This is a genomic window from Kibdelosporangium aridum (assembly GCF_900176515.1).
Classification (GTDB): domain Bacteria; phylum Actinomycetota; class Actinomycetes; order Mycobacteriales; family Pseudonocardiaceae; genus Kibdelosporangium; species Kibdelosporangium aridum.
Genome location: NZ_FWXV01000007.1, coordinates 100,146 through 125,824, shown reverse-complemented (window position 1 = coordinate 125,824; position 25,679 = coordinate 100,146). Strand labels below are relative to the sequence as shown.

Below are 25,679 nucleotides of genomic sequence, written 5' to 3'. Positions count from 1 at the left end.
AGTTATGCTCCCCGGAGCACTACCCGCGAGTAGTAAAGGGGAGTCCATGGCCAGCACCCTGTCAGCCAGGACTCGGGTGGATGCGCTTTACGTGGCCGCCGCCTTCGCGGGTACGAACATCGCGAGCTACCTGATGACGGTGATCGCGGCCCGTCTGCTTGTCCCGGCGACGTTTGGGGAGTTCGGGTCGCTTACTGCCGTCTTGGTCATCGGGGCGGTGCCTGCGATGGGTTTGCAGACCGTTGTCGCTCTCAAGGTCGCGAAGAATCCTGAGCAGGATCGTGGTCAGCTCGTCACCCTCGGCCTGCTGACCAGCGGCACGATCATGCTGACCGCTCTTCTCGCCTCGCCGCTGTTGATGGCGCTGCTGCACGTCAACAACCCGTGGACGGTGATCTTCCTGGCGCTGGCGTTGGCGCCGATCACATTGGTCGGGCTGTGCTACGGGATTCTGCAGGGCACTGAGCGGTTTGGGTTGATGGCTAGGCTTATCGCGCTCGAAGGGGTCGGCCGGGTTGGTGGGACGCTGACGGGCCTGCTGATCTTCCGCACGCCGACGGGTGCTTTCGCGGGCGCGGCGATCGGCGCCTCGTTGGTCGCGTTGTCCGGCTGGCTGATCTGTGGCAGGCCGTTTCCTGGGAAAAGGGGAGCGGGCCACGTCACCGAAGTCCTGCACGCCGTCCAAGCCCTGCTTGCCTTGGTACTGCTGGTGAACCTGGACCTCGTGCTGGCGAGGCATAGCCTTCCTGCCCACCAGGCCGGTGAGTACGCGGTCGGCTCGGTGGTCACGAAAATCGCCTACTGGCTGCCGTATGCAATCGCTGTCGTTGTCCTGCCGAAGTTGGCCAATGAGGGTGTCAGGCGCAGGCTTGTGCCCAAGGCGTTGGCCATTGTCGCGGCGGTGGACTCGCTCGTGGTCATCGGTTGTGCGGTGCTAGGGCCAACGGTTGTCGCGTTGGTCGGGGGAGCGGCGTATGCGTCCAGCAGCATTCCCGTGTGGCCCTTCGCGTTGGTCGGGTCGTTGCTGTCGTTGGTGCAGCTCCTGTTGTACTCCCGGATCGCCAGTGCGGATCGGCGGTCGACCTTGTTGACGTGGTTGGCCGTTGCCACGGAGATCACGTTGGTGCTGGGGTGGTGGCACGGGTCGTTGACCCAGGTCGTCACGGGGGCTGTGGTGGCGACCGCCGCTTTGGCCTGTTTCGGTGCCCTCATCGAGTTCCGGACGCGGGTCGAACCAGTCGATACACGCTGACACGACCGTCGCCAGCGAAACCAGGATCGCTGCCTGCGCGACAGGCCCGTACGCCCAAGCCTGTCCTTCGCCCTGCAACCGGCCGATCATGGACACGACGGTCGCCACGGTCATTCCACCAAGCGCGAGCACGGCGGACACCAGGAACTTGCGCCGGAACACCGCCTGGACAAGCAGACTCGCGATCAGCAGCACCACGGCCAGGATCCCGCCCAACGCGGCGAGCAACACAACGAGTGTCACGGCGACCCATTGCTTGCCGCCAGGTGCCGTACTGATACGCCGTCGCCGGGCTGGCAACACGGTAATCAGCAACAACAGCCCTGCGGCCACGGCACCGACGAGTAACCGTTGCCGGTACGGGATGTCCGGTTCGAACTGCAGGCTGACCGTCGCCTCCGCGCCAGCTGGCAGCACCCATGCCTGCTGCCAGCCGTCGACGCGGGTACGGGCCAAAGGCGTACCGTCTACTTTGGCCACCCAGCCGTCGTTGGCGTTCTCCGGGATGCTGATGACCGCTGATTCTCCCGCGCCGACGCGCAGTTCTCGCTGCGCGACATCCCATTCGACGACATTCACCGGCCGTTGCCGTGGAGCGGCAGCGGGAGGTGTGTTCGGCAGCACGCGGATGTCCTGAACCACAAAGGATTCCGAGCGGTCGGTGCGCAGCTCGTGCTCCCGCGCCTCGAGATCGATGCCTTCGGCGAGGTCCCGGCACGTCCCCAGGGCCAGTGGCCGGTGGTTCACGATGTCCGACAACGTTCCGGAAACCGTTGTCTGGTACGTGGTCCCGTCCACGGTCACGGCAGGCCCGGATCCACACGGGACAGTGAACTTGGTGTCCTGGGGGATCGGCCGGAACACGCCCTCCGCGCCGGTCACCTTCACCTCGCTGATGCCCGCGGGCCCAGGAACTCGATCGGGCGGCCCTTCCGTCCTGGTGATCTGGATGTCGAGGCGATCGGTGGTCACTGGTTGGAAGGTCACCGAGCCGTCCGAGAACACCTGCGCGGTCCGGTTGCCCGACGGTGTCCTGACCACGACCTCGGACGGCCGGGACGCGCCCGACGTCTGCGAGGTCGTCAGCTTGAGCCCAGTGACATTCCTTGCGCCCTGCCACGCCAGTTGCAGTGTCGGCGTCTCGTCGGTGTAGTCGGCGATCCACGTCGTTCCGGCGTTTCCGTCGACGGCCGCGAGCGCCGCCGCGGCCGGGTCACCGGCGAGCTGGGTCGATCCGTTGGCCGCCGCGGGAATCGGGATCCGGCCACCGGCCGCGGGCAGAACTGTCCCTTCGAGACGGTAGTTGCCCGCCTCCCGCGTGCGGAACAACCGGTGGATGCCGTCCGGCTCTTCCCCGAGCCGGGTCAGGCTGGAGTCGCAACGCTGTTCCCGTTCCATGGCGGCGCACGCATACCGCGGCTGAGGTCCACGGGTGAACACGAAACTCGTCCGCTGCCCGGGGTTCGGCGCGACGTCGGTGGGCACCTGCAGCGCACGCTGTGCCGTCACACCTGGCACCGTCAGCTCCGCGATGCCGACTCCGCCGGTGTCGCGATCGGCCGCGACGGAAAGCACTGTGACACGGACCTTGCTGGTCAGACCCGGTGCCACGGAGAACTTCTGCGGGTTGCCGCCCCTGGTCACGTCGTGGTCACGCGAGCCGGAGTCGGTGGTGACCCTGATCCGGGCGACCGGCCAGCCGACCCGCTCGTCGTCCACGATCCGCATCTCGACCTGGTCCACCACGCGGGGTGTGTCCAGTTCGACCTCGAGCCATTGCCCGGCAGGACCGGAGATGGTCGAGGACTGCCACGCGGAGTACGGATCACCGTCGATCGCGGCGAACGGCATCGACGACGGGTCCGAAGGCCGGATCGAGTCCGCGTACCCGGCCGAAGTGGACGCTGTCACCCCGCGAATACCGCGATATGCCGCGACTGTCTGATGTTCGAGGCCGTGGAACGGCAGGATGTCCGTAGCAGGGCGGTCTTGCCGGGGCTTCTCGTCGGCAGCCAGCGTCTGGCTCAGGTTGTCGCGCGCACGCCCGACGTTCCGCTCACGATGCCGCAGGCCGTCGGTGACCATCCAGTCCTGGCCGGTCGGCGTGGTGCTGTCGCCAGCCAGCACGGTCGGCCGATCGCGTTGCAGCACACCGGACTCCAGCAACTGCAGCAGCGATTCCGGGCCGCCGCTGACGGTCGCGACATCGGTCAGGTTGGTCGCCACGGCGAGCGCGACCGGGCGTTTCACCTCGTAGATCTCGATCGCCTTGCCGGGCGGCGCGTCCATGTCGACCGACGCCACGCCGGGCTGATCACGGGCCTGGAGATCCGGGCCGAACGTTATGATCCGTTCGATCCCCGGTGACCGCGCCAACGCGTCACGCATCATCGTGACCGGCGGTGCGCCCGTGGCGCCGCGGTCGATGTCGTTACGCAGCAACAAGAACCGATGCCCGGATCGAGCCAGGAAATCGGCGAGGCCGGGCGAACCGCGGCCGTCGGCCAGCGCGTCCTCGACCGCGTCCATGATCCGCGTGTTGCCTTCGGACCCCAGGGGGATCTGGCTCCGCAGCGCCCACGGCGACCGAGCGAGCGCTTGCGCGGGCTCGTCGACCGTCTTGCCCCACGTGTATTCGCCGAACCCGGTACCCGGCACCAGAAGCGTGCGTGTCTGCGGGTCGTTCTCGCCGAGCCACGTCATCGCCTGACGCCAGTAGTCCGGCACGTCGCTCCAGCCAGGCCCTGGCCGGAGCGTGAAAAGCCACGCGGGCGCCGCCATGACAAGCACCAGCGCCATCCCCGAAATCAACCGAGCCCGGCCCAGCGCACGTGCTTCGCCCAACCGGGACACCGCGTGCATGAACGCCAGCATCAACGGCAGACGCAACCCGGGCTCGAACTTGTGCACGTTGCGCAGCGGTGCGAGCGGGCCGTCCAGCAACGCCCGAACGGTCTCCGACAGCGGGCTGTCCAGCGAGCCGACGTAACCGATGGTCAGGAACGTGACCGTGGTGATCACGCCGATCGTGATGAACCGGCGTTCCGGAAGTCCACGCCGGACCAGCCCCAGCAGCCCGACCGCGGCGACCAATCCGGTGGCGAGCATCAGGATCGGGTGGTCGATCAGCATGAAACCCGACGGCCACCATGGACTGCCCTGGACGACGTACGCGACCCATTGGTTGGTCCCGCGCATCGCCTGGAACAGGGACATCGGCGACGTCGTGTTCGTGGCCGATTCGACGTAATCGACGAAAGGCAGGCTGTACTGCCCAAGCAGCATCAGCGGCAGGAACCACCACAGCACCGCCGCGGTGACCGAACCGGCCCACCACAGCACGAGTTTGACGTGCTGTTTCGTCCATTCCCTTGTGAGCAGCCACAACGCGGGCAGCACGAGTACGAGGATGACCACGGCACCGTTGATGCCGCCGATGCACAGCACAGCCAGCCCGGACAGCCCGGCCGCGCGTCTCGGTGAACCGATTCGGTCCGCCTTGACCAGCGGTAGAAGCACCCACGGCAACATCGCGGGAGCCAGCATTTCCGCCGACAGCGGGCCGATCTCGGTGAGCATGCGCGGCGCCAGCGCGTACGCCACCGCGCCGGTGTACTGCGCCGGTTGGGTGCCGATCTTCAGCGTCCGCGCGATCGCCAGGACGCCGTAGAACGCCAGGCACAGCAACAACGCGCACCACAGCCGTTGCGCGATCCACGGCGGGATCCCCAGAAGCTGGTTCAGTGCGAAGTACGGCCCCATCGGGAACAGGTAGCCGTACGCCTGGTTCTGCAGCTCGCCGCCGGTCGCCTCCGGGTTCCACAGATGCAGCGCACGGCCGAGGAACGCGATCGGGTCGACGGCGAGGTCGAGCTTGGTGTCGAAGGTCGTTCTGCCTGGTCGCTGCAGGAACGAGACCAGGGTGAGGCCAAGCATCACCCACGGGGTGGGGCTTCGGAGCTTGGTCAACACGCCGATGACATTAGACCTTACGTACGACATATCGGGTTGACTGCCAGTGAGCCTCTGGGATGTCCTCGCTCATGCTGTCGACGACCTCGCCGCCGTGCGCGGCGATGACCCGCTTGAAGTGCTCGGGCGAGACCGCCGTCATCCGCATGGGAGCGGGATAGCGCAACACGATCCGCTGCCCCAGCGCGAGAAGCCGGTACGGCGCGAACCGCCACAACGCGCCCTTGAGCGTCCATAGTGGACGAGTGGTGCACTGGAGAACGCCGATACCGCCGGAATTCAGCACACGCATGAACTCGGCCAGATACGTGTCGATCAGCTCGGCGGGCAGGTGCTGCAGCACCAGTTCGGTGTAGACCAGGTCGAAATGGCCGTCGTCGAACTGGCGCAGGTCAGGCGAGTCGTTGTGCACGAACCGGCATTTCCCGCCGGATCTGTCCAGCGTGCGTGCGGTTTCCAGCATCGGTTCGGAGATGTCGACGCCGGTGACCTCGTCGGCGTGCTCGGCGAGCGCCTGCGACAGGCGCCCGGCGCCGCACCCGAAGTCGAGCACCCGTTTCCACGTGACCGGCAGGTCCCAGCGGGCGAGCCAGTCGCGAGCCTTGGCCACGTCGGTGCGACCCAGCTCGAGGAACTGGTCGATGTCCCATTTGCCGCCGCGCTTGTCCGGCGCGACATGCACCGCCCAGAGCGGGTCCTGTTCGCCGAGCGTCGTCCAGTCCCGCCGCACCTCGTCGAAACTCACCGAGCCATCCTAGGGACGTATGAAGCTTTTTCAGGTTATCCGTTATCGCAGTGGTATCAGCAGGTCACGTCATGGGCGTGCCGATTCGGACGTCGACGACGCACATCGGGTCGACCTGTGTCGCGCGGTTGATGTCGACCCGGTCGAAACTGCCGTCCACCACCAGGTAGAGCACGTGCAGGCCGTCGTTGAGGTGGATTTCGTGGGTCGCCTTGCCCAGCCGGAAGGTCACCGGGCCTTTGCCTGACGTGTAGTACTCCATCCGGAGCAGGCGCCGGCCGTCGACGCGCCCGCTCAGCGGGATCGTCGCGGTGTCGTAGCCGACCGCGTAACCGCACTTCGCGTACGGTCCTGGCCGGCCGACGACCGGGTCGCGGACGTTGTTGATCTTTCGTGGCGTGCCGTTGTCGTCCAGCAGGTACATGTTCTCGGCAGGCTGGTCGAACTTCGGCGGTCCCGGCAGCAGGCCGATCACGCGGGATGCCTTGCCGTCCACGAAGAACCACTTGTTCATGATCTCCTCGGGCACGGGCGTGTCGTACAGCACGATCGACGGGTCCGCCTTCAACGCGGCCTGCGCCGTGGCCACGTACTGCTTGGCCTTCTCGAACTTCAGGCCGGGTGCCAGCCACAGATAACTGAAGGTCGCGCTCACACCCAGCAGCACCACCAGAACACCCGCCGCGGGCCGTTTCAGGCGCAGCGACGAGTACGCGAAAGCGCCGCACAGCACGGTGACCGGCACGGCGTCAGCGGTGTACCGGGGGTCGTTGCCGATCAACGGCCCGATCTCCGGCAACCGTGTGATGATCACCAGCGCCAGGTCGACCACGACGTACGCGCCAAGCAGACTCCACGCCAGCACGGCTTTACGTCCGCCGACGACGATTCCGCCGGCGATCACGGCCACGGCGATGGCCGCGGCGGCGATCCGAAGGCCCAACGGCGGTGTCGAAATGGCCGCACCCATCGCCGGATCGGTCCACGGGCCGCCGAAAAGCCCAGGCAGGAACACGTCGACCACCGACCGCCGGAGGAACTCGACGATCACGTCGCCGCTCGGCAGGCCTTCCTTGATCCGGCTCACCGTCAAACCGGCGTACAGCGCCACGAACCCGGCGAGCAGCACGCCATGCGCGAGCCAGACCCGCCAGGGCGCTCGTTCGCCCAGCAGCAACGTGAAACCGAACAGCAGCGGCAGGAACAGCGCAGCCTTCTCGTAGAACGCCATCCCCGCAACGGTCCACAGCAACGTCGTCACGACATGCTTGGACTCACGCGTCCGCAGGTACGTCAGGTGCGTGTTGAACGCGCCGAACATCGTCAGCAGCAAGGGAAACAGCTGCACGCTGTAGGCCCACCACATGGTGGAGTACAGGATCAGCGACGAGAACGTGTACATCGCGTACGGCAGCAGCAAACCCCAGCGATGCCCGAACAGGCGGACCAGCAGCCGCCACAGCAGGATCGACGCACCCGCCTGCATGAGCAACACGGGGATCACCGCGATCGTGTAGTTCAGCGGTGCCAGCGCGGTGATGAACCAGGCGAGCAGGAACATGCCCGGCGCGATGTGCCCGCTGTAGTCCTGGAACAGGTATCCGGGATCGAACGGGCCGCTGTTGCCTGCCCGGTAGAGGATGATGAAGTCGTCCTGGCCGAAGTAGCCGGAGAACGTGGCAATGGCGTGGATGACGAACGGGATCGCCGCCACCACCGCGGCGACGATGCTGACCGTTTTGGGTAAGACCAGGGGAGGTGCTGGTCTCGTTGCCGTTGCGGTCATTGCTCCAACAACCTGCCTAAGGCCGCGTAGAAGGTGTCGACGATCTTGGTCGGGTCCGGGGTCGGATAGGCTTCGCCGCCGGTCGCGTGGCTGAATGTGCGCAACTCGGCCGTGTCGACGTCCGGCCCGATGCCGATCGCGATGATCTGCAGCGGCCGCTTGGGATCCTGCAGCTTGTTCAGCTCGGCGAGCAGCTTCTGCTGGCTGATCCCGCGGCCGTCGTCGTCATCGCGGCCGTCGGTCAGCAGCACCACCAAGTTGATCCGTCCGGGTTCCCAGTTCTGCCGCGCCGACTGATACGCGGCGAGCACGCTGTCGTAGAGCCCGGTCCCGCCGTTGCTGATCGCCCTGACCGACCGCAGTTTCTCCAGCCCGCCGCTGGCCAGTTGCTCGCTGACTGGCCGCACGGGCAGCAGCTCCTGGTAGTCCTTGTCGCCGTCCAGTTTCGTGGAGAACCGCCACAGTCCGACCTTCGTGATCGGCTTGAACAGCTTGATGCCCAGCTCCGCGGCCCGGAGCGTGAGCGTCATCCGGTCGGCCCTCGCCTTGGGGACTGCGGCAGCCATCGAACCGGAGACGTCCAGCAGCACCTGGATCCGTGCACTGCGGTTCGCCGCTGCCCATTCGTTGAGCAGCTTGTCGGGGTCCTCCGGCAGGTTCACCGGTGTCACAGGCGGCTGACCAGGTCCTGGTGTGCCGTTGGGTGGACGGAAGCCGGCTGCCGTCAGCACGTCGGTCTTCTCGAGCACCTTGCCCAGGAACTGCTGCGCTATCGCACGTTGGGAATCGGATGTTCCAGGAAGCACGACATACGGGTAATCCAGGGACGGAATCGCCGGATCCGCGTACGCACCCACAAGGTTGTGTGCCTTCAACGACGCCTCGGACGTGACCGCGCCTTCCAGCGCGGGGTCGAAGATCGCCGCGGGCTCCTGAACCGTGTGCTTGGTCAGCTTGCGCAACGTCAAAGCGTAGGCACCGGCGGGATCCGGGGCGTTCTTGGTCAGTTCACCCGTCCCGACCAACGCCGCTAGCCCGACCGGGTCAACGGCCGGGTCGACGAACCCGATCGCCGGGTCGCCCTTGAAGATCTCCGCCCAGGTCGGCGTTTTCGACGGCCAGCCGTACTTGCGGGCCGCGGTTTCGGTCAGTCCGACCACGATCGGCGACGACGCCACCGAAGTCCCGGTCACTGGCAGGTTCCACGCACCGCGCTGCTGAGCCCTTTGCAACCACAGCGATGACTCCGGGACCCAGACGTCCGGCTTGTGCACCGCAAGGGTTTCCATCGCCTGACCGGACGGGGCGGCGACCGCCTCGACCCGGTAGCACGCCGAAGTGTCCTGTTGGGACACCGTGGTCAACGCCGGTGCGATGTCCGGCGCCGCGGTGATCCGCAGTGTGGTGACGGTGTCACAGCTGGACGCGGCCAGGCGGGTGCGCAGGTAGTCGTATCCGAACCAGCCCGCGAGGGTCAGCACGAGCAGGATGCTCAGGATCACCACGGGCGAGCCGGGCCGCCGTGCCATCCGCCTGGACCTCCCGTCACTGGGGTGCAGTGCCGGTCAGCGTAGGCGAAAACCCTACTGAGTGGTAATACTCGCATCCAGCCTTTTAGCTCATTAATTACTAATAAACGTTGACATGATCCGCCCCGACCGGCAGGCTCGGCGCTGCATAGTCCTGAAAGCGGGAAGGTAGGCGTCGCAATGCTGCGTCGTGTGATCCAGGGTCGTGTGATCCAGGCAAGCCTGGTTGCCGTCTTAGCCGGGCTGGTCACCCCGGTGGCCACCGCCAACGCAGGTGTCGATCAGGGAGCACCGGCCTATTACGACAGCGGCCTCGCGCCGACTCCTTACATGGGCTGGAACACGTACTACGGCCTCGGCGCGCCGACCGAGCAGGCGGTCAAGGGCGTCGTCGACCACCTGGTGTCCAGCGGTCTGCGGGACGCGGGCTACAAGATCGTGTGGCTGGACGGCGGCTGGCAGGGCACGCCATCGCGCAGCCAGGACGGCAGGCTGCTGGAGGACCGGACACGGTTCCCATCCGGCATCCCGGCGATCGTGGACTACATCCACAAGCGTGGCCTGAAGGCGGGCATTTACACCGACGCGGGCGCATGGGACCCCAAGCACTGCGGCCTCGGCAGCGGCGGCGGGTACTACGAGCGGGACGCCAAGCAGTTCGCGGACTGGAAGTTCGACGCGATCAAGGTCGACTTCCTGTGCGGTGTCGCGCAGAAGCTCGATCCGGGCAAGGCCTTCGGCGAGTTCTCCGCCGCGGTCGGCAAGGCCGGCCGCAAGATGATCCTCAACCTGTGCAACCCGGTCACCCGCGAATGGGGCCTGGGCACCACGCCCGAGCAGGAAGCCGGTTACAACTACGTCTGGGGCCCGACGACCGGCGACTCGTGGCGTACCGACACCGACGTCGCCGTCGGCACGCCGTGGCCGGGCGAGTTCAAGAACGTCTTGCGCAACATGGACAACAACGCGGCGCACCCCGAGGCCAACGGCCCCGGTCACTACAACGACGCCGACTACCTCATCCCGATGCGCAAGCTGCCCGACGGCAGCGGCTATGAGCTCAACGAGGAAGAGTCCACCACGCAGCTGGTGATGTGGGCGCAGATGGCGACCCCGCTGATCATCGGGTCGGACCCGCGCACGCTGCCGCAGTCGATGATCGACACCTTGCGCAACCCGGAGATCATCGCGGTCAACCAGGACAAGCTGGCCATCCAGGGCGTGCGGGTGCAGTCCTCGCCAGAAGGCGACGTGTACAGCAAGGTGCTTTCCGGCCGTGGACAGCGTTCGGTCGTGCTGCTCAACCGGTCGGACAACCCGTCGACCATCACACTCGACTTCGCCAAGGCAGGCCTGACCGGCGCTGTGGCCGTGCGCGACATCCGCAAGCGCGCCGACGTGGGCACCTTCAGTGGGACGTACTCCGTCGAGGTTCCGGCGCACGGCACCGCGTTCCTGCGCCTCAGCGGCACGGACTTCGCTCCTGGCGCCTCACTCGGCGGCGACACGTCCGCGAGCCCGGCTCTGGTCCGGTTCTCCGACACGCAGGCCACGGTGTTCTCCCGTGCGGCGGACGGCTCGATCGTCGTGAACACTAAGAATGGTGACACCTGGTCTCAGCAGTGGACTCGCCTTGACGGCCCGGACCGTCGCGGCATCCTCGGCCAGCCCGCCGCGTACGGCTCGGCGGGTGGCCGGATCGATTTGTTCGTCCGTGGCGCGGACAACGAGGCGTACCAGCGGACGTTCCGCAATGGACGGTGGGAGCGCTGGAACCGCCTTGGCGGCAAGCTTTACGACGCCCCGACCGTCGCGTTCACCTCGCCGGACGACTGGACGATGTTCGCCACCGGCTCGTTCGGTCTGGTGTGGACACGCAAGCACAACGTCGGCTGGACCACGATCGGCTCGCCGAACCTCCAGCCGATCTACGGCCGTCCCAGCGCTGTCGTGGACGCCAACGGTGTCCACGTGGCGGTCCGGACGCGCGACGACGCGGCGTGGATCCACGAGAACGGCGAGTGGAAGTCGCTTGGCGGCGTCATCAGCGGCAGCCCGACGCTGCTGGCCACCGAAGGCCGGATCTACATGTTCGCCCGAGCCAGCGACTACACGTTGTGGCAGCGCAATTTCTCCGATGGCCAGTGGGGCGGTTGGTTCCCGCGTGGTGAGTTCCCGAGCAACGCGTTCGACGGTTCGCTCGGTGCCGCGGCTGGTGCGAACGGATCCGCCTGGGTCGCGTTCCGTGGTGTCGGCGGGCAGGTGCGTCAGGTGGTGTTGTGACAGCTAAGTGTGCTGTGGTGACGGGCGCGGCGTCGGGTATCGGCGCCGCGGCCGCTCGCCGTCTGGCCTCGGACGGCTACCGCGTCATCGGTGTCGACGTCAATCCCGGGGACTGCGTCTCGATTGTGGGAGACGTTGCCTCGGACGCCACGTGGGAGCAAGTGCTTGCTTCGACCGATGGCGTCGACGCCTTGGTGAGCAACGCTTTCACGGTCGTGGTGAAGCCGTTGGGCGAGACCTCCCGGGAGGAGTGGTCTCGTCAGATCGAGGTCAACCTGACCGCGGCTTACCTTGGCGCGCACACGTGCCTGCCCTCGTTGCGGACCCGGTGCGGCTCGATCGTGCTGGTCTCCTCCGTGCACGCCCGCTTCGGGCTGCCAGGACATCCGGCTTACGCGGCGGCCAAGGGCGGACTGGTCTCGCTCGCCGGGCAGCTGGCGGTCGAATACGCCCCGGAGGTCCGGGTCAATTCGGTGCTGCCCGGACCGGTGCTGACCGGTGCGTGGGACCGGGTCTCCGCTGAGGATCAGGCACGCAGCGCGCAGGCGACCCCGTTGGGACGGCTGGGAGATCCCAGCGAGGTCGCTTCGGTTGTGTCCTTTCTGGTTTCCGAGCAGGCGTCCTTCGTGACCGGTGCCAGCCTCGTCGTCGACGGCGGCTGGTCGGTGCACAAGGACTCGTCGTGAGGGGGTTTTGGTGAAGATCACCGGGGTCGAGACGTTCCTGGTGGCGCCGCGCTGGCTGTTTCTGAAGATCAGCACGGACGAGGGGATCAGTGGCTGGGGTGAGCCGGTCGTCGAGGGCCGCGCGGAGAGCGTGCGCGCGGCCGTGCACGAGCTCGCCGACCTGGTCGTCGGCCAGGACCCGCTGCGGATCGAGGACCACTGGCAGGTGCTGCGGCGCGGCGGCTTCTACCGTGGCGGTCCGATTCTTTCCAGTGCGTTAGCCGGTTTCGACCAGGCCCTGTGGGACATCGCCGGGAAGTATCGGAACGCGCCCGTCCACGAACTGCTCGGCGGCCCGGTGCGCGACCGCGTGCGCGTGTACTCCTGGGTCGGCGGGGACCGGCCGGCCGGGATCGCCGAAGCCGTTGCGGGACAGGTGAAACGTGGCTTCACGGCGGTGAAGATGAACGGCTGCGGGCCGATGGACGCCATCGCCACCCCGGCCGACGCGCAGGCCGTGCTGGACCGCGCCCGCGAGGCACGGTCTGTCCTGGGCCCGAACCGGGATCTCGCCATCGACTTCCACGGCCGCGTTTCGCCCGCGATGGCCCGGCGGTTGCTGCCGATGCTGGAGGAAGTGCAGCCGATCTTCGTCGAGGAACCGATTCTCCCGGAGATCCAAGGCGATGTGCTGGCTTCGGTCGTGGCGTGCAGCGGCGTACCGATAGCCCTGGGGGAGCGCCTTTACTCGCGCTGGGAGTTCAAGCCCGTACTGGACGCCGGTGTGTCGGTGTTGCAGCCGGATCCGTCCCACGCGGGCGGTATCTCCGAGTTGCGCCGGATCGCCGCACTCGCCGAGGTCTACGGTGCCAACCTGGCCCCGCACTGTCCACTGGGGCCGATCTCGCTGGCAGCGGCGCTGCAGGTCGCCTTCGCCACCCCGAACTTCCTGATCCAGGAACAGAGCCTGCGCATGCACTACAACGTGGGCACGGAATACACGGACTACCTCGTCGACCCGTCGCCGTTCACGTTCACCTCGGGCTACGCGGTCCGGCCTGCCGGTCCAGGCCTGGGCATCGAGATCGACGAGGAACAGGTGCGCAGGGCCGCGGAGGTCGGGCACCGCTGGCGCTCACCGGTCTGGCGGCATGACGACGGCAGCTTCGCCGAGTGGTGAAGCTCGTGGGTGGTCACCAGGGCTAGCACCCCGGTGACCACCCACGAGGCCTTTCAGGCCTTCAGCCTTCTCATCACCGGGAAGCCCGCGTCCTTCCAGGCCGCGAACCCGCCGATGACGTCACGAACATTGACCAGCCCGACCTGCGAGATCACCTGATGTGCCGCGAGGCTCGACGTGTAGCCCTCGTTGCAGATCAGGATGACCTCCTGCTCGATGTCGCCATGCCGCAATTCCTTGATGTGCCAAGGACTTGTGACGTCAAGGCGCCATTCCAGGACGTGCCGGGAGACGGCCACCGCGCCCGGTATCTCGCCGAATCGCCACCGGTACTCGGTCGGCCGCAGATCGACCAGAGTCGCGCCGTGGCGGAGTGCTTCTGCTGCTTGCGCCGGTGTGTAGCGGGTGATGACCTCCCGCGCCTGCTCGAGCAGCCGCGAGATCGCGCTCATGCGCGCTCGCCGCTGTGGTCGAGTGCGTCGCATGAGCGCGGCGCTGTGTTGAATGATTCGCTCGCAAGCTCGCTCATGCGTCGTGCCACGCGCAAGGACGCCGCCTCTGCTTCGAGAGCGCTTGTGTCGGGTTCCGGCGTGTCACACTCGATCGCCCGCAAGTGGTGTGTTCCGGACGGCAGTGAGCAATAGAAATTCATAACCCGCAGTGGCGGTGAATACGCGTGGATGGACACTGTTGGTTCCATACTGACGTTCACCAGGTTGTGCAGATAGTCGGCGCCGAAGCCGACTGATTTCCCCGCTTTGTGCCTGCGGGTTCGCAACCGTGTTCGGTGGATCTTGCCGTAGTCCTCGACCAGGGAACCCTTGGCCACGGCGAACGCTCCCACGCTGCCGCCGTGGTCGTGCAACAAGGTGTCCTGGCCGATGTCCCAGCAGATCAGCCACACTTCATGTGCGTTGTCGCGGTGCAGCCGGAGGCAATACCTTTCGGCCAGATCGAAATGCACTTTCGACTGCCAGGTTTCCGGCGATTTCGCGATGGATTCGACGATTTCTCGCAACTGCCCCGGTGGCAGCACGACGTCGCTGGAGAACTCCACGAGACAAGCCCTTTCGCCAAGAACCCACGGTGTCCTGGTCCGCCGGGGTCTCGGGGGTCCCGTCGCTCCAGGCCAGCGTGGATTGGTATCTCGCTCGAGCTCCTACCGCCGTCAAACACACCCCTATGTCGGCGCGTTCACCACGGCAAAGCCCGAAAGGCCACTATATGGTGGCCAGGTGCGGATAACCAGAGCACAGCGCAACGCGGTGGCGGAAAAGATCACCAGCCTTGAGCGATCGTTCTACGGGCGCGGTCCGCGCAACGTCAAGGTGTCGGTCAGCGACGACGACCCGATCAGCCTGGTGGTGTTGTCGCTGGACAGCCTCACTGTCGCCGACGCCGTGCTGAGCGAGCGCGGGCACAAGGACGCGGTGATCAGCCACCATGAGGCGTTGCACGAAGCCACCAAGGCGGACTTCCTCGAGGCGATCGAGGAGATCGTCGGCAGCCCGGTCTCCGCGTACCTCGCGCAGGTCCACCCCAGCACGGGGTATGCCGTGCGGGTGTTCGTCTTCAGTGATCTCGGTGACTTCGACGACCCGGATACGGACGGCTCATGATCGTCGCACCGTACGGGGAGTGGGAGTCGCCGGTGAGCGCGGCCGACGTCGCGAGCGCCCGGATCCGTGTCGGCTATCCGCACGTGATCGGCGACGAGGTGTGGTGGCAGGAGATCCCGCCGGACAGTGGCGGCCGAACCCGGGTGATGCACCGAGCCGCCGATGGAACGGTCACCGCCGTGCTGCCGCCCGGATACGAGGCGCGCACCCGGGTCCATGAGTACGGCGGCAAGTCGTACCTCCCGATCCCCGGTGGCGGCCTGGTCTTCGCCAACCACGAGGACCAGCGCCTTTACCTCGTGGGCGACACAGTCATACCGCTGACGCCCGAGGACGCCGGCCGGTACGCGGACTTCGTGATGTCCCCTGATGGCTCCGAGGTGTGGTGCGTCCGGGAGATTCCCGGTGAACCGCCCGTCCGGTCGATTGTGGCCGTCGCGCTCGACGGCAGCGGCACTGTCCGTGAACTGGTCAACACCGGGGATTTCCTGGCATTTCCCACCCCGTCGCCGGATGGCGAGTCGCTGGCGTGGATCTGCTGGAACCGCCCGGACATGCCGTGGGATTCCGCCGAATTGCGGGTCGACGGCCGGCGGCTGGTCGGCGGCGGCGGCGAATCGGTGTTCGCGCCGATCTGGCGGGACAGCGAAAGCCTTTACGTGATCTCCGACCGGTCGGGCTGGTGGAATCCGCACCGGGTCGATCTCGAAGGGAAAGTACGCGACCTGTACCCGGTCGAGGAGGAGTTCACCGAGCCGCTATGGCAACTCGGCGGCCGGCCGTTCGAATTGCTCCCGGATGGCAGGCTTGTCGTGTTGCACGGGCGGGGCGCGCTGCGGCTCGGCATTCTCGACCCGGAAACCGGCGAGCTGACCGACGTCGCGACGCCGTACACATCGTTCGCCACGACGTTGAGTGTGGACGGTTACACCGTCACTTCCGTTGGCTACAGCCCTGATCTGCCTGCCGCAGTGGTGAAGATCGACCTCATCAGCGGCCATTGTGACGTGGTGCGCGCGGAGGCTGACGTCGTGCATGGCGAGTACTTCCCGTCGGTTGAGGCGGTGGAGTTCAAGGGCGACGACGGTCTCGTTGTGCACGGCTTCCTTTACCCGCCTTCGAATCCCCGCTTCCGTGCGCCGGACGGCGAGTTGCCGCCGTATGTGCTGTGGGTGCACGGCGGGCCGACCGGGCATTCGACGTCCGCTTTGGACGTCGGCAAGGCGTACTTCACCAGCCGCGGCATCGGTGTGCTGGACTTGAACTATGGCGGATCCAGCGGATACGGCCGTGCGTACCGCGATCGGCTGCTGGGCAACTGGGGCGTTACTGATGTTGCCGACGCCGTGACAGCGGCCCGTGCGCTGGTTGCCCAAGGCCGCGCCGACTCGGAACGGCTGGGGATCAGGGGCGGGTCGGCCGGTGGCTGGACCGTGCTGGTGGCCGCGACCAGGAGCACCGTGTTCAGCGCGGGCGTCTCCTACTTCGGTGTCAGCGACTTGAAGCTGCTGGCCGAGCAGACCCACGACTTCGAAGCGGGCTATCTCGACTCCCTGGTCGGGCCGCTGCCGGAGAGCGCCGAGCTGTACCGTGAACGGTCACCACTCGGGCACGTGAGCTCGGATACGTGCCCACTGTTGTTGCTGCAGGGCCTGATCGACCCGGTCGTGCCGCCCAGTCAGGCGGTGGCGCTGATCGGTGAGCTGTCCGAGCACGGGGTGGAGCACACGTACCTGGCGTTCGCCAAGGAGTCACACGGCTTCCGCAGGCCGGAGAACGTCCGGGCGTCACTGGAGGCCGAAATCGCGTTCTATGCCCGAGTTTTCGGCTTCACCCCTCGGTAGCATCCCGCTCTACGCACTCGCCGGATTCGGCAAGGACGACGTCGGTACCGAAGCGGCACTGAAGTACTACCTGCTGGGAGCATTCTCCGGAATCGTCATGCTCGCCGATGTGACTCTCCTTTTCGGAGCCGGCGGCGCCACCGGATACCCGGAGATCAAACTCGCCGGCGCGTCCGGGGTGATCGTGGCGATCGGCCTTGTCGGTGTGTTCGCCGGTCTGTTGTTCAGAATCGGTGGCGTACCACTGCACTTCTGGGTTCCGGACGTCACCGAGGGGACACGGCCGCCGGGGCCTGTTGGTCTACTTGGCGGCGTACGCGCTGACGAACCTCGGCGCGTTCGCGGTCGTGTGCGCTTTGCCCCAAGCCACAACGATTTCCGGCTACCGTGGGTTGTTCCGGACCAGACCATGGCTCGCGATCGTGCTCGTCGTCTGTCTGCTTGGTCTGGCCGGAACGCCGCCAATGCCAGTGTTCGTCGGGAAACTGGCCGTGTTCACGGCCGCTGTGGACGGTGGCTTCACCTGGCTGGCCATTGTGGTCGCGATCAACACCGTGGTCAGCGTGTTCTACTACCTTCGCTGGATCGCGCCCACCGTGCGGACCGATGTGGTCAGGTCGTGAGCGTGGCCCCATTGGTCGAGATCAGCGGCGGCTGCGCCTGCGGGCGGCCGAGCAGGTAGCCCTGCGCCTGGTCGCACCCGAGTTCCTGGAGCATCGAGAACTGCTGGGCGTCCTCGACCCCCTCGGCGATGGTCGTCAGACCAAGCGCTTGGCCAAGACGGATCACCGCGGTGACGATCTCCCGGTCGGACGGGTCGGTGACGAGCCCGGCGACGAACGACCGGTCCACCTTGATGATGCTGACCGGCAGCCGCTTGAGGTAGCTCAGCGACGAGTACCCGGTGCCGAAGTCGTCGATGCCCAGCCCGACGCCCATCTCCCTGAGCTCCTCGAACTGCCGCAGGGTCGAGGTGTCGGCGTCCATCAGCACGGTCTCGGTGAGCTCCAAGGCCAACGCCGACGGTTCCAGTTTCGCCCGCGACAACGCGTCGCTCACGGTTCGGGCCAGGTCGGGCTGAGTGGCCTGACGCGCCGAGAGGTTGACCGCGGCACGGAAGTCGGGCGGCACGACACCGGACGCGCGCCACGCCGCGAGCTGACGGCACGCCTCCTCCAGTACGTACGTCCCGATCGGCACGATCAGCCCGCTGTCCTCCGCGACCTGGATGAACGCGGCGGGCGGCAGCAGCCCGCGGCACGGGTCGTCCAGCCGGACCAGCGACTCGACCGCCACCGCCTTGCCTGTGCCCAGTTCGATGACCGGCTGGAAGTGCAGCACGAACCGGTCGTCCCGCAACGCCTGGCGCAAGGTCGACGCGACGGCGACCCGGTCGACGGCACGGGCCCGGCGGGTCTCGTCGAAGATCTCCCACCGGTTCTTGCCCTGCGTCTTCGCGCCGTACATCGCCGCGTCGGCGTTGCGCAGCATGTCCTCGGGCGTCAGGGAATTGTTGTCGGACAACGCGATCCCGATGCTCGCGGTGACCTCGACCTCGACCTCGTAACCCGGCAGCGCCACCGGCTTGCCCACCGCGGCGGTCAGCCGTTCGGAGATCTCCACCGCGCTCTGCTCGGACACCAGCTCAGAACACAGCACGACGAACTCGTCGCCACCGAGCCGGGCGACGGTGTCCGACGGCCGGACCTGTGCGCTGATCCGGGCCGCGATCTCCCGCAGCACCTGGTCACCGATGTCGTGGCCGAGGCTGTCGTTGATGTCCTTGAACCCGTCGAGGTCGATGAACATCACCGCGGTCAGCGTCGGATGCCGGTCAGCACGCGCGAGGACCTGCTTGAGCCGGTCCATCAGCAGCGCACGGTTGGGCAGGCCGGTCAGTGAGTCGTGCAGTGCCTGGTGCACCAGGCGTGCCTCGGCTTCGCGGCGTTCAGTGATGTCCTCGATCTGTGTGACCAGGTAGAGGGGCGCGTTGCCGGCTGGCCGCACCGGCGAGACGGTGACCTGGCCCCACACGATCCGGCCGTCGGCGTGGAAGTACCGCTTGACGCCGTGAAACGGCTCGTTGCTGCCGGCCTTCATCGCCGCGACGGCCGCGCCGCCGATGGCGAAGTCGTCCGGGTGGCTGACGTCGGCGACGTTCATCGACAGCAACTCGGCCTCAGTACGGCCGAGCATCTCGCAGAGCGCCCTGTTGACCTGCAAGAACACCGCGCCCTCGCCGACAAGGCACATCCCGATGGACGCGTGGTCGAACGCCTGCCGGAACCGTTCCTCGGCGTCACGCAGGTCGCGTTCGGCGGCCCGGCGCGCGGTCACGTCGATACCGGTCGAGATCACGTGCGTGACCTCGCCATCCTCGTCGACGAGTGCGCCGTTGGACCAGGACACGTCGAACCGGACACCATCCCGCCGGATCCACGTGTGCTCGTAGTACGCGGGCAGGTCCGACGGTTTGATGTCCCGGTAGTACGCCTCGGTCGGCGCCCATTCCTCCTCCGGCAGGAAGAGATCCCAGAACCGCTTGCCCACCACCTCGGCGAACGTGTACCCGGTGATCAGCTCACAGGTCCGGTTGAACCGCACGATCCGGCCGCCGCGGTCGAACACCACGATCAGGCTGCCCGCCACGTTGAGCACGGCGTCGACGAAGTCGTGCTCGTTTCTCAGTTGCAGCTGCGAGCGCTGCTGCTCCTCGACCATCTCCTGCAGCCGCTGAGCCATTCCGTTGAACGCTGTCGCCATGTCACCGATCTCGTCGCGGCTACGCACCTGCACGCGTTCCGCCAAGTTGCCTTGCGCCAGGCTGGCCGCTCCCCGGGCGACCGCACCGACATCCGTACTCATCCGACGAGCCAGCCAGACTGTCAGCACCATCGTGATCGCGAACGCGACGAGCACGCCCATCAGCGCGAACGTCCGGTCCTCGACATCACTGGCCTGCCGGAACTGCAGCATCAGGGCTTCTCGATCCATGATCGTCGCCCAAAGCGTCGCCATCGTGGCCGCCGCGTCGTCCACGGCACGGGCGTACGCCGTCCGGTCGACTCGGACGGTCGTCGCCTCGACGAAGTCGCGGGTGGTCATCGTGGCCAGGTCGGTTACCGCCAGGTACGCGGTGCGTAACTGCGGCGCAAGCGCATCCCGCATCGCGCGCCCCTCAGCAGTGTTGCCAGTGGCGCGGAAGGCGGTGAAGAGGTTGTCCTGCAGCACGTCCGCGTGCCGCATCAGCATCGCCACGTCACCGGCGACCTTGGTCCGGTCGGGCAGGGAAATCCGGCCAGTCGTCAGCAAGTCATCGACAGTGTTGCCCAGCCTGCTGATCCGGATGACCAGCTCAGGCGAGCACACCACCATGGCGTCGGCCAGGTGGTACGTGCCCAGCTCCGGATCGAGGACCAGGTTGGACGTGGCGCCGACGTACCCGATCAGTGTGCGGACGTCGCCGATCAGCATCGCGTGCGCGGCGTCGGTGCCCGCTTTGTCGTATTTCCCGGACTGGACGGTTTGCCAGTTCTGTATCTGTGTCGCAGGCAACGCGCTGGCGTTGAGGTCCGCGCCGGTGGTCCTCAGGTCGTCCCTCAGCCGGCCGTCCACTTCGGCCAGTGCGGCGTACCCGGAGTCGATCCGGTCCTGGAGCGGCTTCAAGTCCGCTGCCGGCCGGACACCCGCGGCAACCTGACGGACGTACGTTTTGTGCGCTGCCAGGTCCGGCAACAGAGTGGTGAGCGGTCCCAGATATTCCAGGCCGCGCAGTTCGTTGTCGGTCAGCTCAATCCGCCGCGAGTTCGCGTCCAGCAACAGATAAGTCGCACCCGCGAGCAGCGCGGTGAACGCCACGCCGATAATCGCCAGCTTATGCCAAATCCGCCAACGTCTCCTAGTGCTTCCGTGCCTGTCGGCCGGCGCATACATCGGCAGGGCCACCACCCAGACGTCGCCAGTTGTCACCTGTGCGCGGCAATCATCTGCCGTGCTATTCCGTAACGCAACCATCAATATGTGCGAGGGGGACGAACGGTACAGCCGGAAATGTAAAACCGTGATCAGTTCGAAAGACATCCGATGATCACGACATGGAGCATCGTGTTCTTGGCCTAGGCTGCCGGCATGACTGCCGAGAAGAACCTGGCGTACGGCTGGATCACGCGTGCCGGCAGGGTCCTGTTCATCCGGCGCGACCCTGGCGCGTTCCTCGGCGGACGGTGGGAGCTGCCGGGCGGGACGGTCGAAAAAGGCGAGCTGCCCGAGAAAACAGTGATTCGGGAGATCGCCGAGGAGACCGGTCTGAAGGTACGGGTTGCCGGTGAGCGGGCCAAGTCGAGTTGGCCGGACATCGGCGGCAAACCGCTGACCATCAACGCGACAATCTTCGATGTGGCCGAAGAGAGCTTCGGTGATGTCGTATTGAATCCGGGCGAACACGATGAGTATGCGTGGCTCACTCCGGCTGAGGCGGCACAGCGGGAGCTACCCGAGCACGTTCGGCGGATTTTGCCCTGAAACGGCGGAAGGGGCACTGAACCACAGTGCCCCTTCGTCAGTCTGTCAGCCCTGGCGGGCCTTGAACCGCGGGTCCCTCTTGTTGAGAACGAACACCCGGCCCTCACGCCGGACAACCTGAGCGCCCGGCTTCTGCTTCAGCGACCTCAACGACTTCCTGACCTTCACGTCCGCTACAACCACGGCGGCCGTCGATTCATTCCCTAGGTAGCCACCGCCGGTCTTAGGGCTAACGCGTCCGTTGACGCCCGATCCGCACCGCTGCAAAGTGGATCAACGCGCCCGAAACGGACCACCATGGATTCCCTGCAGCTGGCCCACTTCGTGGCATCGGCGATCCTCGCGCACCCCGCCGGGACGGTCCGCCCGATGCTGCCATCACTGCGTGCTGCCACCGAATCACTGCCCGGCGCACTCGCCGGGCCGTTGACCGAGACAATGTCCTATCTGGACAAAGCCGAAGGCGAACCGCCGTGCTGCCTGCACCTGACGTGTTACGCGGCAGCAGGTCAAGCCCGCTTCGACCGGCTGTCGGAGCTGTCCGGGCTGCGAGTCACCGACCATCTCGCGGTCATCCTGGAATGCTCGGCGGCGGGCTATACCCGTGAGGCGGTCAACCTCCTGGTAGCCCACCGCGAAGCGCTGGATCTGTTGTGGGGCACCCTCAACGACCTGGGCTCGCACTACGCGCACACGGTCGAAGCGGTCCAGGAGAGCTTGTCAGGCGGCGGTCTCGTGCACGAAGCACCAGCGCCACGACTCGCCCGGTTCGAACGACCGGATCACCGGGTGCCCGGTCTCGGCAGCGTGCTTGCTGGCGTGCTTCGCGGGCGATGAGTCACAACAGCCCACGTGCCCACAGGCCAGACACAGACGCAGGTGCACCCACGTACCGCCAACGGCCAGGCAGTCCTCACAACCCTCACGGGTGTGGGGCTCCGGGTCAGGACCGAGGGCGGCGATGTCCTGGCAAACGCTCACAGCGTGCTCCTCCATTGGCGACTGTCCGACACGAAGGTACGCCTCAAAGCGAACTGATGCTTGACTGTGGACATGACAACAGCGGTCCCCGAGAACACCCGAGCCACGCGGCCCTCGATCCTGACAGTGGACGACGACCCCAGCGTGTCCCGGGCGATCGCGCGCGACCTGCGCAGGCAGTACGGCGAGAACTACCGGATCGTCCGCGCGGAGAACGGCGACCAGGCGCTGGAAGCGTTGCGGGAGATCAAACTGCGCGGCGAGGAGGTCGCGGCACTGCTGGCGGACTACCGGATGCCGGGCAAGAGCGGGATCGAGTTCCTCGAAGAGGCGATGGACCTCTTCCCGGTGGCCAAGCGCGTGCTGCTGACCGCGTACGCCGACACCGACGCCGCGATCCAGGCCATCAACGTCGTCGACCTGGACCACTACCTGCTCAAGCCATGGGATCCGCCGGAGGAGAAGCTCTACCCGGTACTCGACGACCTGCTCGCGTCCTGGGAGGCGTCAGACCGTCAGCCCGTGCGGCAGGTCAAAGTCATCGGGCACCGTTGGTCCGCGCGCTCCTACGAGGTGCGCGACTTCCTGGCACGCAACGCGGTGCCGTTCCGGTGGTACGAACTCGACCAGAACGAAAGCGAGGCACAGCGCCTGCTTTCCGCGTGCGAGTGCGGCGAAGCGGACATCCCAGTCGTGGTGACGCCCGACGGTAAGGCGCTGACCCGGCCGTCCGACGCGGAGCTGGCCGCGCGCGTGGGCCTGAGCACCACACCTTCGACTGATTTCTACGACCTGATCGTGATCGGTGCGGGGCCTGCCGGGCTGGGCGCGGCCGTCTACGGCGGGTCGGAAGGCCTGCGGACCGTGCTGGTCGAGCGCCTCGCAGCCGGTGGCCAGGCCGGTACGAGCAGCAGGATCGAGAACTACCTCGGGTTCCCGGACGGAGTGTCGGGTGAGCAGCTGACCGAGCGCGCCCGCAGGCAGGCGTTGAAGTTCGACGTGGAAATGCTGACCACCAGGAAGGTGGTGTCGCTCGAAGCCAAGGGAGCGGCCCGCGTTGTCCGGTTCGACGACGGTACGGAACTGTCGGCGCACACCGTCATCCTCGCGACCGGTGTCGCGTACCGGACGCTCGAAGCACCAGGCCTCGGCGAGCTGACCGGCCGTGGCGTGTACTACGGAGCGTCCACAACAGAGGGTCCGAGCTGCGCGGGCCAGGACGTCTACCTGGTCGGCGGCGCCAACTCGGCAGGCCAGGCCGCGATGTACTTCGCCAAGCACGCCAAGCGGGTCGTGCTCGTGGTGCGCGGCGACTCGCTGGACCGGTCGATGTCCCGGTACCTGATCGACCAGCTGTCCGGTCCCGGCAACATCGAAGTGCTGACGTGCACCGAGGTCATCGGCGGATCCGGGACCGACCACCTGGAAACCCTGACCCTGCGGCACAACAAGACCGGCGAGACCACGACAGTGCCGGCCTCCTGGCTCTTCGCGTTCATCGGCGCCGCGCCAAGGACGGACTGGCTGGACGGGACATTGGCGCGGGACGACCGTGGCTTCGTGCTGGCCGGACCGGACCTGCTCACCGACGGCTCGGTGCCGGCGGGCTGGGGCCTCGACCGGCCGCCGTACCACCTGGAGACAAGCCTGCCTGGCGTGTTCGTGGCCGGTGACGTGCGCTCCGACTCGGTGAAGCGGGTGGCGTCGGCCGTCGGGGAAGGCGCGATGGCCGTCACGCTGGTACACCGGTACTTGGAGAGGTCGTGACATGGAAAAGCTGACCCCGGAAGAACTGCGCGGGTTGTTCCTGTTCGAGCGGCTCGACGACTCCAAGCTGGGTTGGCTGGCCGAGCACGGCCACGTGGAGCGCCGCACGGCCGGGACGCCGATCCTGACCGAAGGCGAAGATGCGACGTGCTTCTTCGTGCTGCTCGAAGGAACGGTGGCGTTGAGCCGCAACATCGGCGGCGAGATCGTCGAGACAAACCGGACAGACCACCGCGGTTCGTACTTCGGCGCGACCCAGTCGTACCTGGAAGCCGACATCCCGTCGAAGACGACGTACCAGATGACGGTGCACTCGATCACCGACACGGCGATGTTCCAGCTGCCCGCGGCCGATTTCGGGCCGATCATCCGCGAGTGGTTCCCGATGGCGATGCACCTGCTCGAAGGCCTGTTCTTCGGCCTGCAGAACACCCAGCGGATGACAAGTCAGCGGGAACGCCTGCTCGCGCTGGGCTCGCTGTCCGCGGGCCTGACCCACGAACTCAACAACCCAGCGGCAGCGGCCGTCCGCGCGACGGCAGCGTTGCGTGAACGCGTCGCAGGCATGCGGCACAAACTGGCCATGCTCGCCAGCGGAGCAATCGACCCGAAAACCCTGCCGTCGTTGGTGCTGCTGCAGGAAGACGCGGTGGAACGCGTCGCCAAGGCCCCGAAACTGCAGCCGATGGAAGCCAGCGACCGCGAGGACGAAGTAGCGGACTGGCTCGAGTCGCGGGGGATCCAGGGCAGCTGGGACCTCGCGCCGACCTTGGTGGCAGGCGGGCTGGACGTCGACTGGCTGGCCGAGGCGACCGCGAAATGTCCACAAGCGACTGCCGAGGCGGCCGTCCGCTGGATCGCGTACACGGTCGAGACCGAGACGCTGATGAACGAGATCGAAGACGCGACCACCCGAGTGTCCACTTTGGTGGGTGCGGCGAAGCAGTACTCGCAGATGGACCGCGCGCCGTTCCAGGTCGTCGACGTGCACGACCTACTCGACTCGACACTGGTGATGCTGAACGCCAAATTCGGCGACGGGATCGAGGTCGTGAAGGACTACGACCGGTCCTTGCCGCTCATCTCGGCGTACGCGGCTGAGCTGAACCAGGTGTGGACGAACTTGATCGACAACGCCATCGCGGCGATGGACGGCCGGGGGACGTTGACCCTTCGGACTTTCCGGGATGATGGGTTCGCTGTCGTGGAGGTGTCGGATACGGGGAGTGGGATCGCTCCGGAGATCAAGGAACGGATCTTTGAGCCTTTCTTCACGACGAAGGCTGTGGGGGAGGGGACCGGGTTGGGGTTGGATATCACTTGGCGCATTGTCGTGAATAAGCATCATGGGGATGTTCGGGTTGAGTCTGCGCCTGGTCGGACGACTTTTCAGGTTCGGATTCCTATTAATCCTTTGAAGGCTCAGTAGGTCCCGGCTGGTTCTTGCTGTCCTTTGGTTTCTGGCTTGGTTTCCTTTTGCTTCGGGTTTCAGCTGGGTTCTTTTGCTTTGGCTTCCATTCCGGCCTTTTGTGCCT

General features: G+C 66.5%; 19 protein-coding genes and 2 pseudogenes. 12 read left to right on the top strand and 9 right to left on the bottom strand.

Features of this window, described 5'->3' with window-relative positions; all coding sequences use genetic code 11:
* Positions 1-46: 46 nt before the first annotated feature.
* On the top strand, positions 47-1,252 hold the full coding sequence (locus B9C43_RS60250) for a lipopolysaccharide biosynthesis protein (protein WP_160096871.1): 1,206 nt from the start codon (positions 47-49) through the stop codon (positions 1,250-1,252).
* 876 nt (positions 1,253-2,128) lie between these two features.
* Here B9C43_RS60250 and B9C43_RS60465 read toward each other — a convergent pair.
* The 4 genes and pseudogenes from B9C43_RS60465 to B9C43_RS34060 form a co-directional block, all read right to left on the bottom strand.
* Positions 2,129-5,188: pseudogene (locus B9C43_RS60465) on the bottom strand (alpha-(1->3)-arabinofuranosyltransferase); the annotation flags it as partial.
* A 46-nt stretch (positions 5,189-5,234) separates the two neighbouring features.
* The gene (locus tag B9C43_RS34070) at positions 5,235-5,969 is read right to left on the bottom strand and encodes a class I SAM-dependent methyltransferase (protein WP_084431185.1); all 735 of its coding nucleotides are present in this window, start codon (positions 5,967-5,969) and stop codon (positions 5,235-5,237) included.
* A gap of 64 nt (positions 5,970-6,033) precedes the next feature.
* Complete coding sequence (locus B9C43_RS34065) at positions 6,034-7,755, bottom strand: hypothetical protein (RefSeq protein ID WP_143446796.1); 1,722 nt, start codon at positions 7,753-7,755, stop codon at positions 6,034-6,036.
* Positions 7,752-9,284: a substrate-binding domain-containing protein gene (locus tag B9C43_RS34060; protein ID WP_084430893.1), complete on the bottom strand. Its 1,533-nt coding sequence runs from the start codon at positions 9,282-9,284 to the stop codon at positions 7,752-7,754. Before B9C43_RS34060 ends, B9C43_RS34065 begins: the two co-directional genes overlap by 4 nt.
* Before the next feature lie 192 nt (positions 9,285-9,476).
* Between B9C43_RS34060 and B9C43_RS34055 the strand changes: the two genes are divergently transcribed.
* The 3 genes from B9C43_RS34055 to dgoD are packed head-to-tail and all read left to right on the top strand — an operon-like array spanning position 9,477 to position 13,412.
* Entirely contained in the window at positions 9,477-11,567 is a 2,091-nt protein-coding gene (locus B9C43_RS34055; protein WP_200825818.1) for a DUF8189 domain-containing protein, read from the top strand.
* On the top strand, positions 11,564-12,253 hold the full coding sequence (locus B9C43_RS34050; protein WP_200825817.1) for an SDR family NAD(P)-dependent oxidoreductase: 690 nt from the start codon (positions 11,564-11,566) through the stop codon (positions 12,251-12,253). The genes B9C43_RS34055 and B9C43_RS34050 overlap by 4 nt, the downstream gene beginning before the upstream one ends.
* Before the next feature lie 10 nt (positions 12,254-12,263).
* Positions 12,264-13,412 carry a galactonate dehydratase gene (gene dgoD, locus B9C43_RS34045; RefSeq protein WP_033393276.1) on the top strand — a complete coding sequence of 383 codons (1,149 nt, stop codon included), beginning with the start codon at positions 12,264-12,266 and terminating at the stop codon, positions 13,410-13,412.
* A 53-nt stretch (positions 13,413-13,465) separates the two neighbouring features.
* Here the strand turns inward: dgoD and B9C43_RS34040 are convergent, their stop codons facing one another.
* Both B9C43_RS34040 and B9C43_RS34035 read right to left on the bottom strand, forming a co-directional pair.
* Positions 13,466-13,864 (bottom strand): rhodanese-like domain-containing protein, encoded by a 399-nt coding sequence (locus tag B9C43_RS34040; protein ID WP_033393275.1) that lies wholly within the window; start codon positions 13,862-13,864, stop codon positions 13,466-13,468.
* Positions 13,861-14,469, bottom strand: coding sequence for a cysteine dioxygenase (locus B9C43_RS34035; RefSeq protein WP_084430890.1), 609 nt, complete (start codon positions 14,467-14,469; stop codon positions 13,861-13,863). The genes B9C43_RS34040 and B9C43_RS34035 overlap by 4 nt, the downstream gene beginning before the upstream one ends.
* A 178-nt stretch (positions 14,470-14,647) precedes the next feature.
* On the opposite strand from B9C43_RS34035, the gene B9C43_RS56955 reads away from it, so the two are divergent.
* The 4 genes and pseudogenes from B9C43_RS56955 to B9C43_RS58830 all read left to right on the top strand — a co-directional run bounded on the left by B9C43_RS56955 (position 14,648) and on the right by B9C43_RS58830 (position 17,498).
* Positions 14,648-15,031: a Na-translocating system protein MpsC family protein gene (locus B9C43_RS56955; protein WP_160096869.1), complete on the top strand. Its 384-nt coding sequence runs from the start codon at positions 14,648-14,650 to the stop codon at positions 15,029-15,031.
* Positions 15,028-16,875 carry a S9 family peptidase gene (locus tag B9C43_RS34025; protein WP_084430889.1) on the top strand — a complete coding sequence of 616 codons (1,848 nt, stop codon included), beginning with the start codon at positions 15,028-15,030 and terminating at the stop codon, positions 16,873-16,875. The genes B9C43_RS56955 and B9C43_RS34025 overlap by 4 nt, the downstream gene beginning before the upstream one ends.
* Positions 16,844-17,095: pseudogene (locus B9C43_RS58835) on the top strand (proton-conducting transporter transmembrane domain-containing protein); the annotation flags it as partial. The gene B9C43_RS34025 and the pseudogene B9C43_RS58835, both read left to right, overlap by 32 nt.
* Positions 17,096-17,108: 13 nt before the next feature.
* A complete protein-coding gene (locus B9C43_RS58830; protein ID WP_235039017.1) occupies positions 17,109-17,498 on the top strand; it encodes a proton-conducting transporter transmembrane domain-containing protein in 390 nt (129 codons plus the stop codon).
* Here the strand turns inward: B9C43_RS58830 and B9C43_RS34015 are convergent.
* Positions 17,488-20,733 (bottom strand): EAL domain-containing protein, encoded by a 3,246-nt coding sequence (locus B9C43_RS34015; RefSeq protein WP_160096867.1) that lies wholly within the window; start codon positions 20,731-20,733, stop codon positions 17,488-17,490. The two genes, B9C43_RS58830 and B9C43_RS34015, sit on opposite strands and share 11 nt — an antisense overlap.
* A 270-nt stretch (positions 20,734-21,003) precedes the next feature.
* On the opposite strand from B9C43_RS34015, the gene B9C43_RS34010 reads away from it, so the two are divergent.
* Positions 21,004-21,396 (top strand): NUDIX hydrolase, encoded by a 393-nt coding sequence (locus B9C43_RS34010; protein WP_084430887.1) that lies wholly within the window; start codon positions 21,004-21,006, stop codon positions 21,394-21,396.
* Between the two features lie 45 nt (positions 21,397-21,441).
* Here the strand turns inward: B9C43_RS34010 and ykgO are convergent, their stop codons facing one another.
* Complete coding sequence (gene ykgO / locus B9C43_RS34005) at positions 21,442-21,564, bottom strand: type B 50S ribosomal protein L36 (protein WP_033393263.1); 123 nt, start codon at positions 21,562-21,564, stop codon at positions 21,442-21,444.
* 129 nt (positions 21,565-21,693) lie between these two features.
* Here ykgO and B9C43_RS55905 point away from each other — a divergent pair, with 129 nt between their 5' ends.
* The gene (locus B9C43_RS55905; protein WP_143446795.1) at positions 21,694-22,233 is read left to right on the top strand and encodes a hypothetical protein; all 540 of its coding nucleotides are present in this window, start codon (positions 21,694-21,696) and stop codon (positions 22,231-22,233) included.
* Here B9C43_RS55905 and B9C43_RS33995 read toward each other — a convergent pair.
* Entirely contained in the window at positions 22,117-22,392 is a 276-nt protein-coding gene (locus tag B9C43_RS33995) for a UBP-type zinc finger domain-containing protein (RefSeq protein ID WP_084430885.1), read from the bottom strand. The genes B9C43_RS55905 and B9C43_RS33995 overlap by 117 nt on opposite strands.
* 57 nt (positions 22,393-22,449) lie before the next feature.
* Between B9C43_RS33995 and B9C43_RS33990 the strand changes: the two genes are divergently transcribed.
* Both B9C43_RS33990 and B9C43_RS33985 read left to right on the top strand, forming a co-directional pair.
* Positions 22,450-24,144, top strand: a complete 1,695-nt coding sequence (locus B9C43_RS33990; protein ID WP_084431183.1) for an FAD-dependent oxidoreductase — start codon at positions 22,450-22,452, stop codon at positions 24,142-24,144.
* Position 24,145: 1 nt separating this feature from the next.
* Positions 24,146-25,573, top strand: coding sequence for an ATP-binding protein (locus tag B9C43_RS33985; RefSeq protein WP_084430884.1), 1,428 nt, complete (start codon positions 24,146-24,148; stop codon positions 25,571-25,573).
* Positions 25,574-25,679 lie beyond the last annotated feature (106 nt).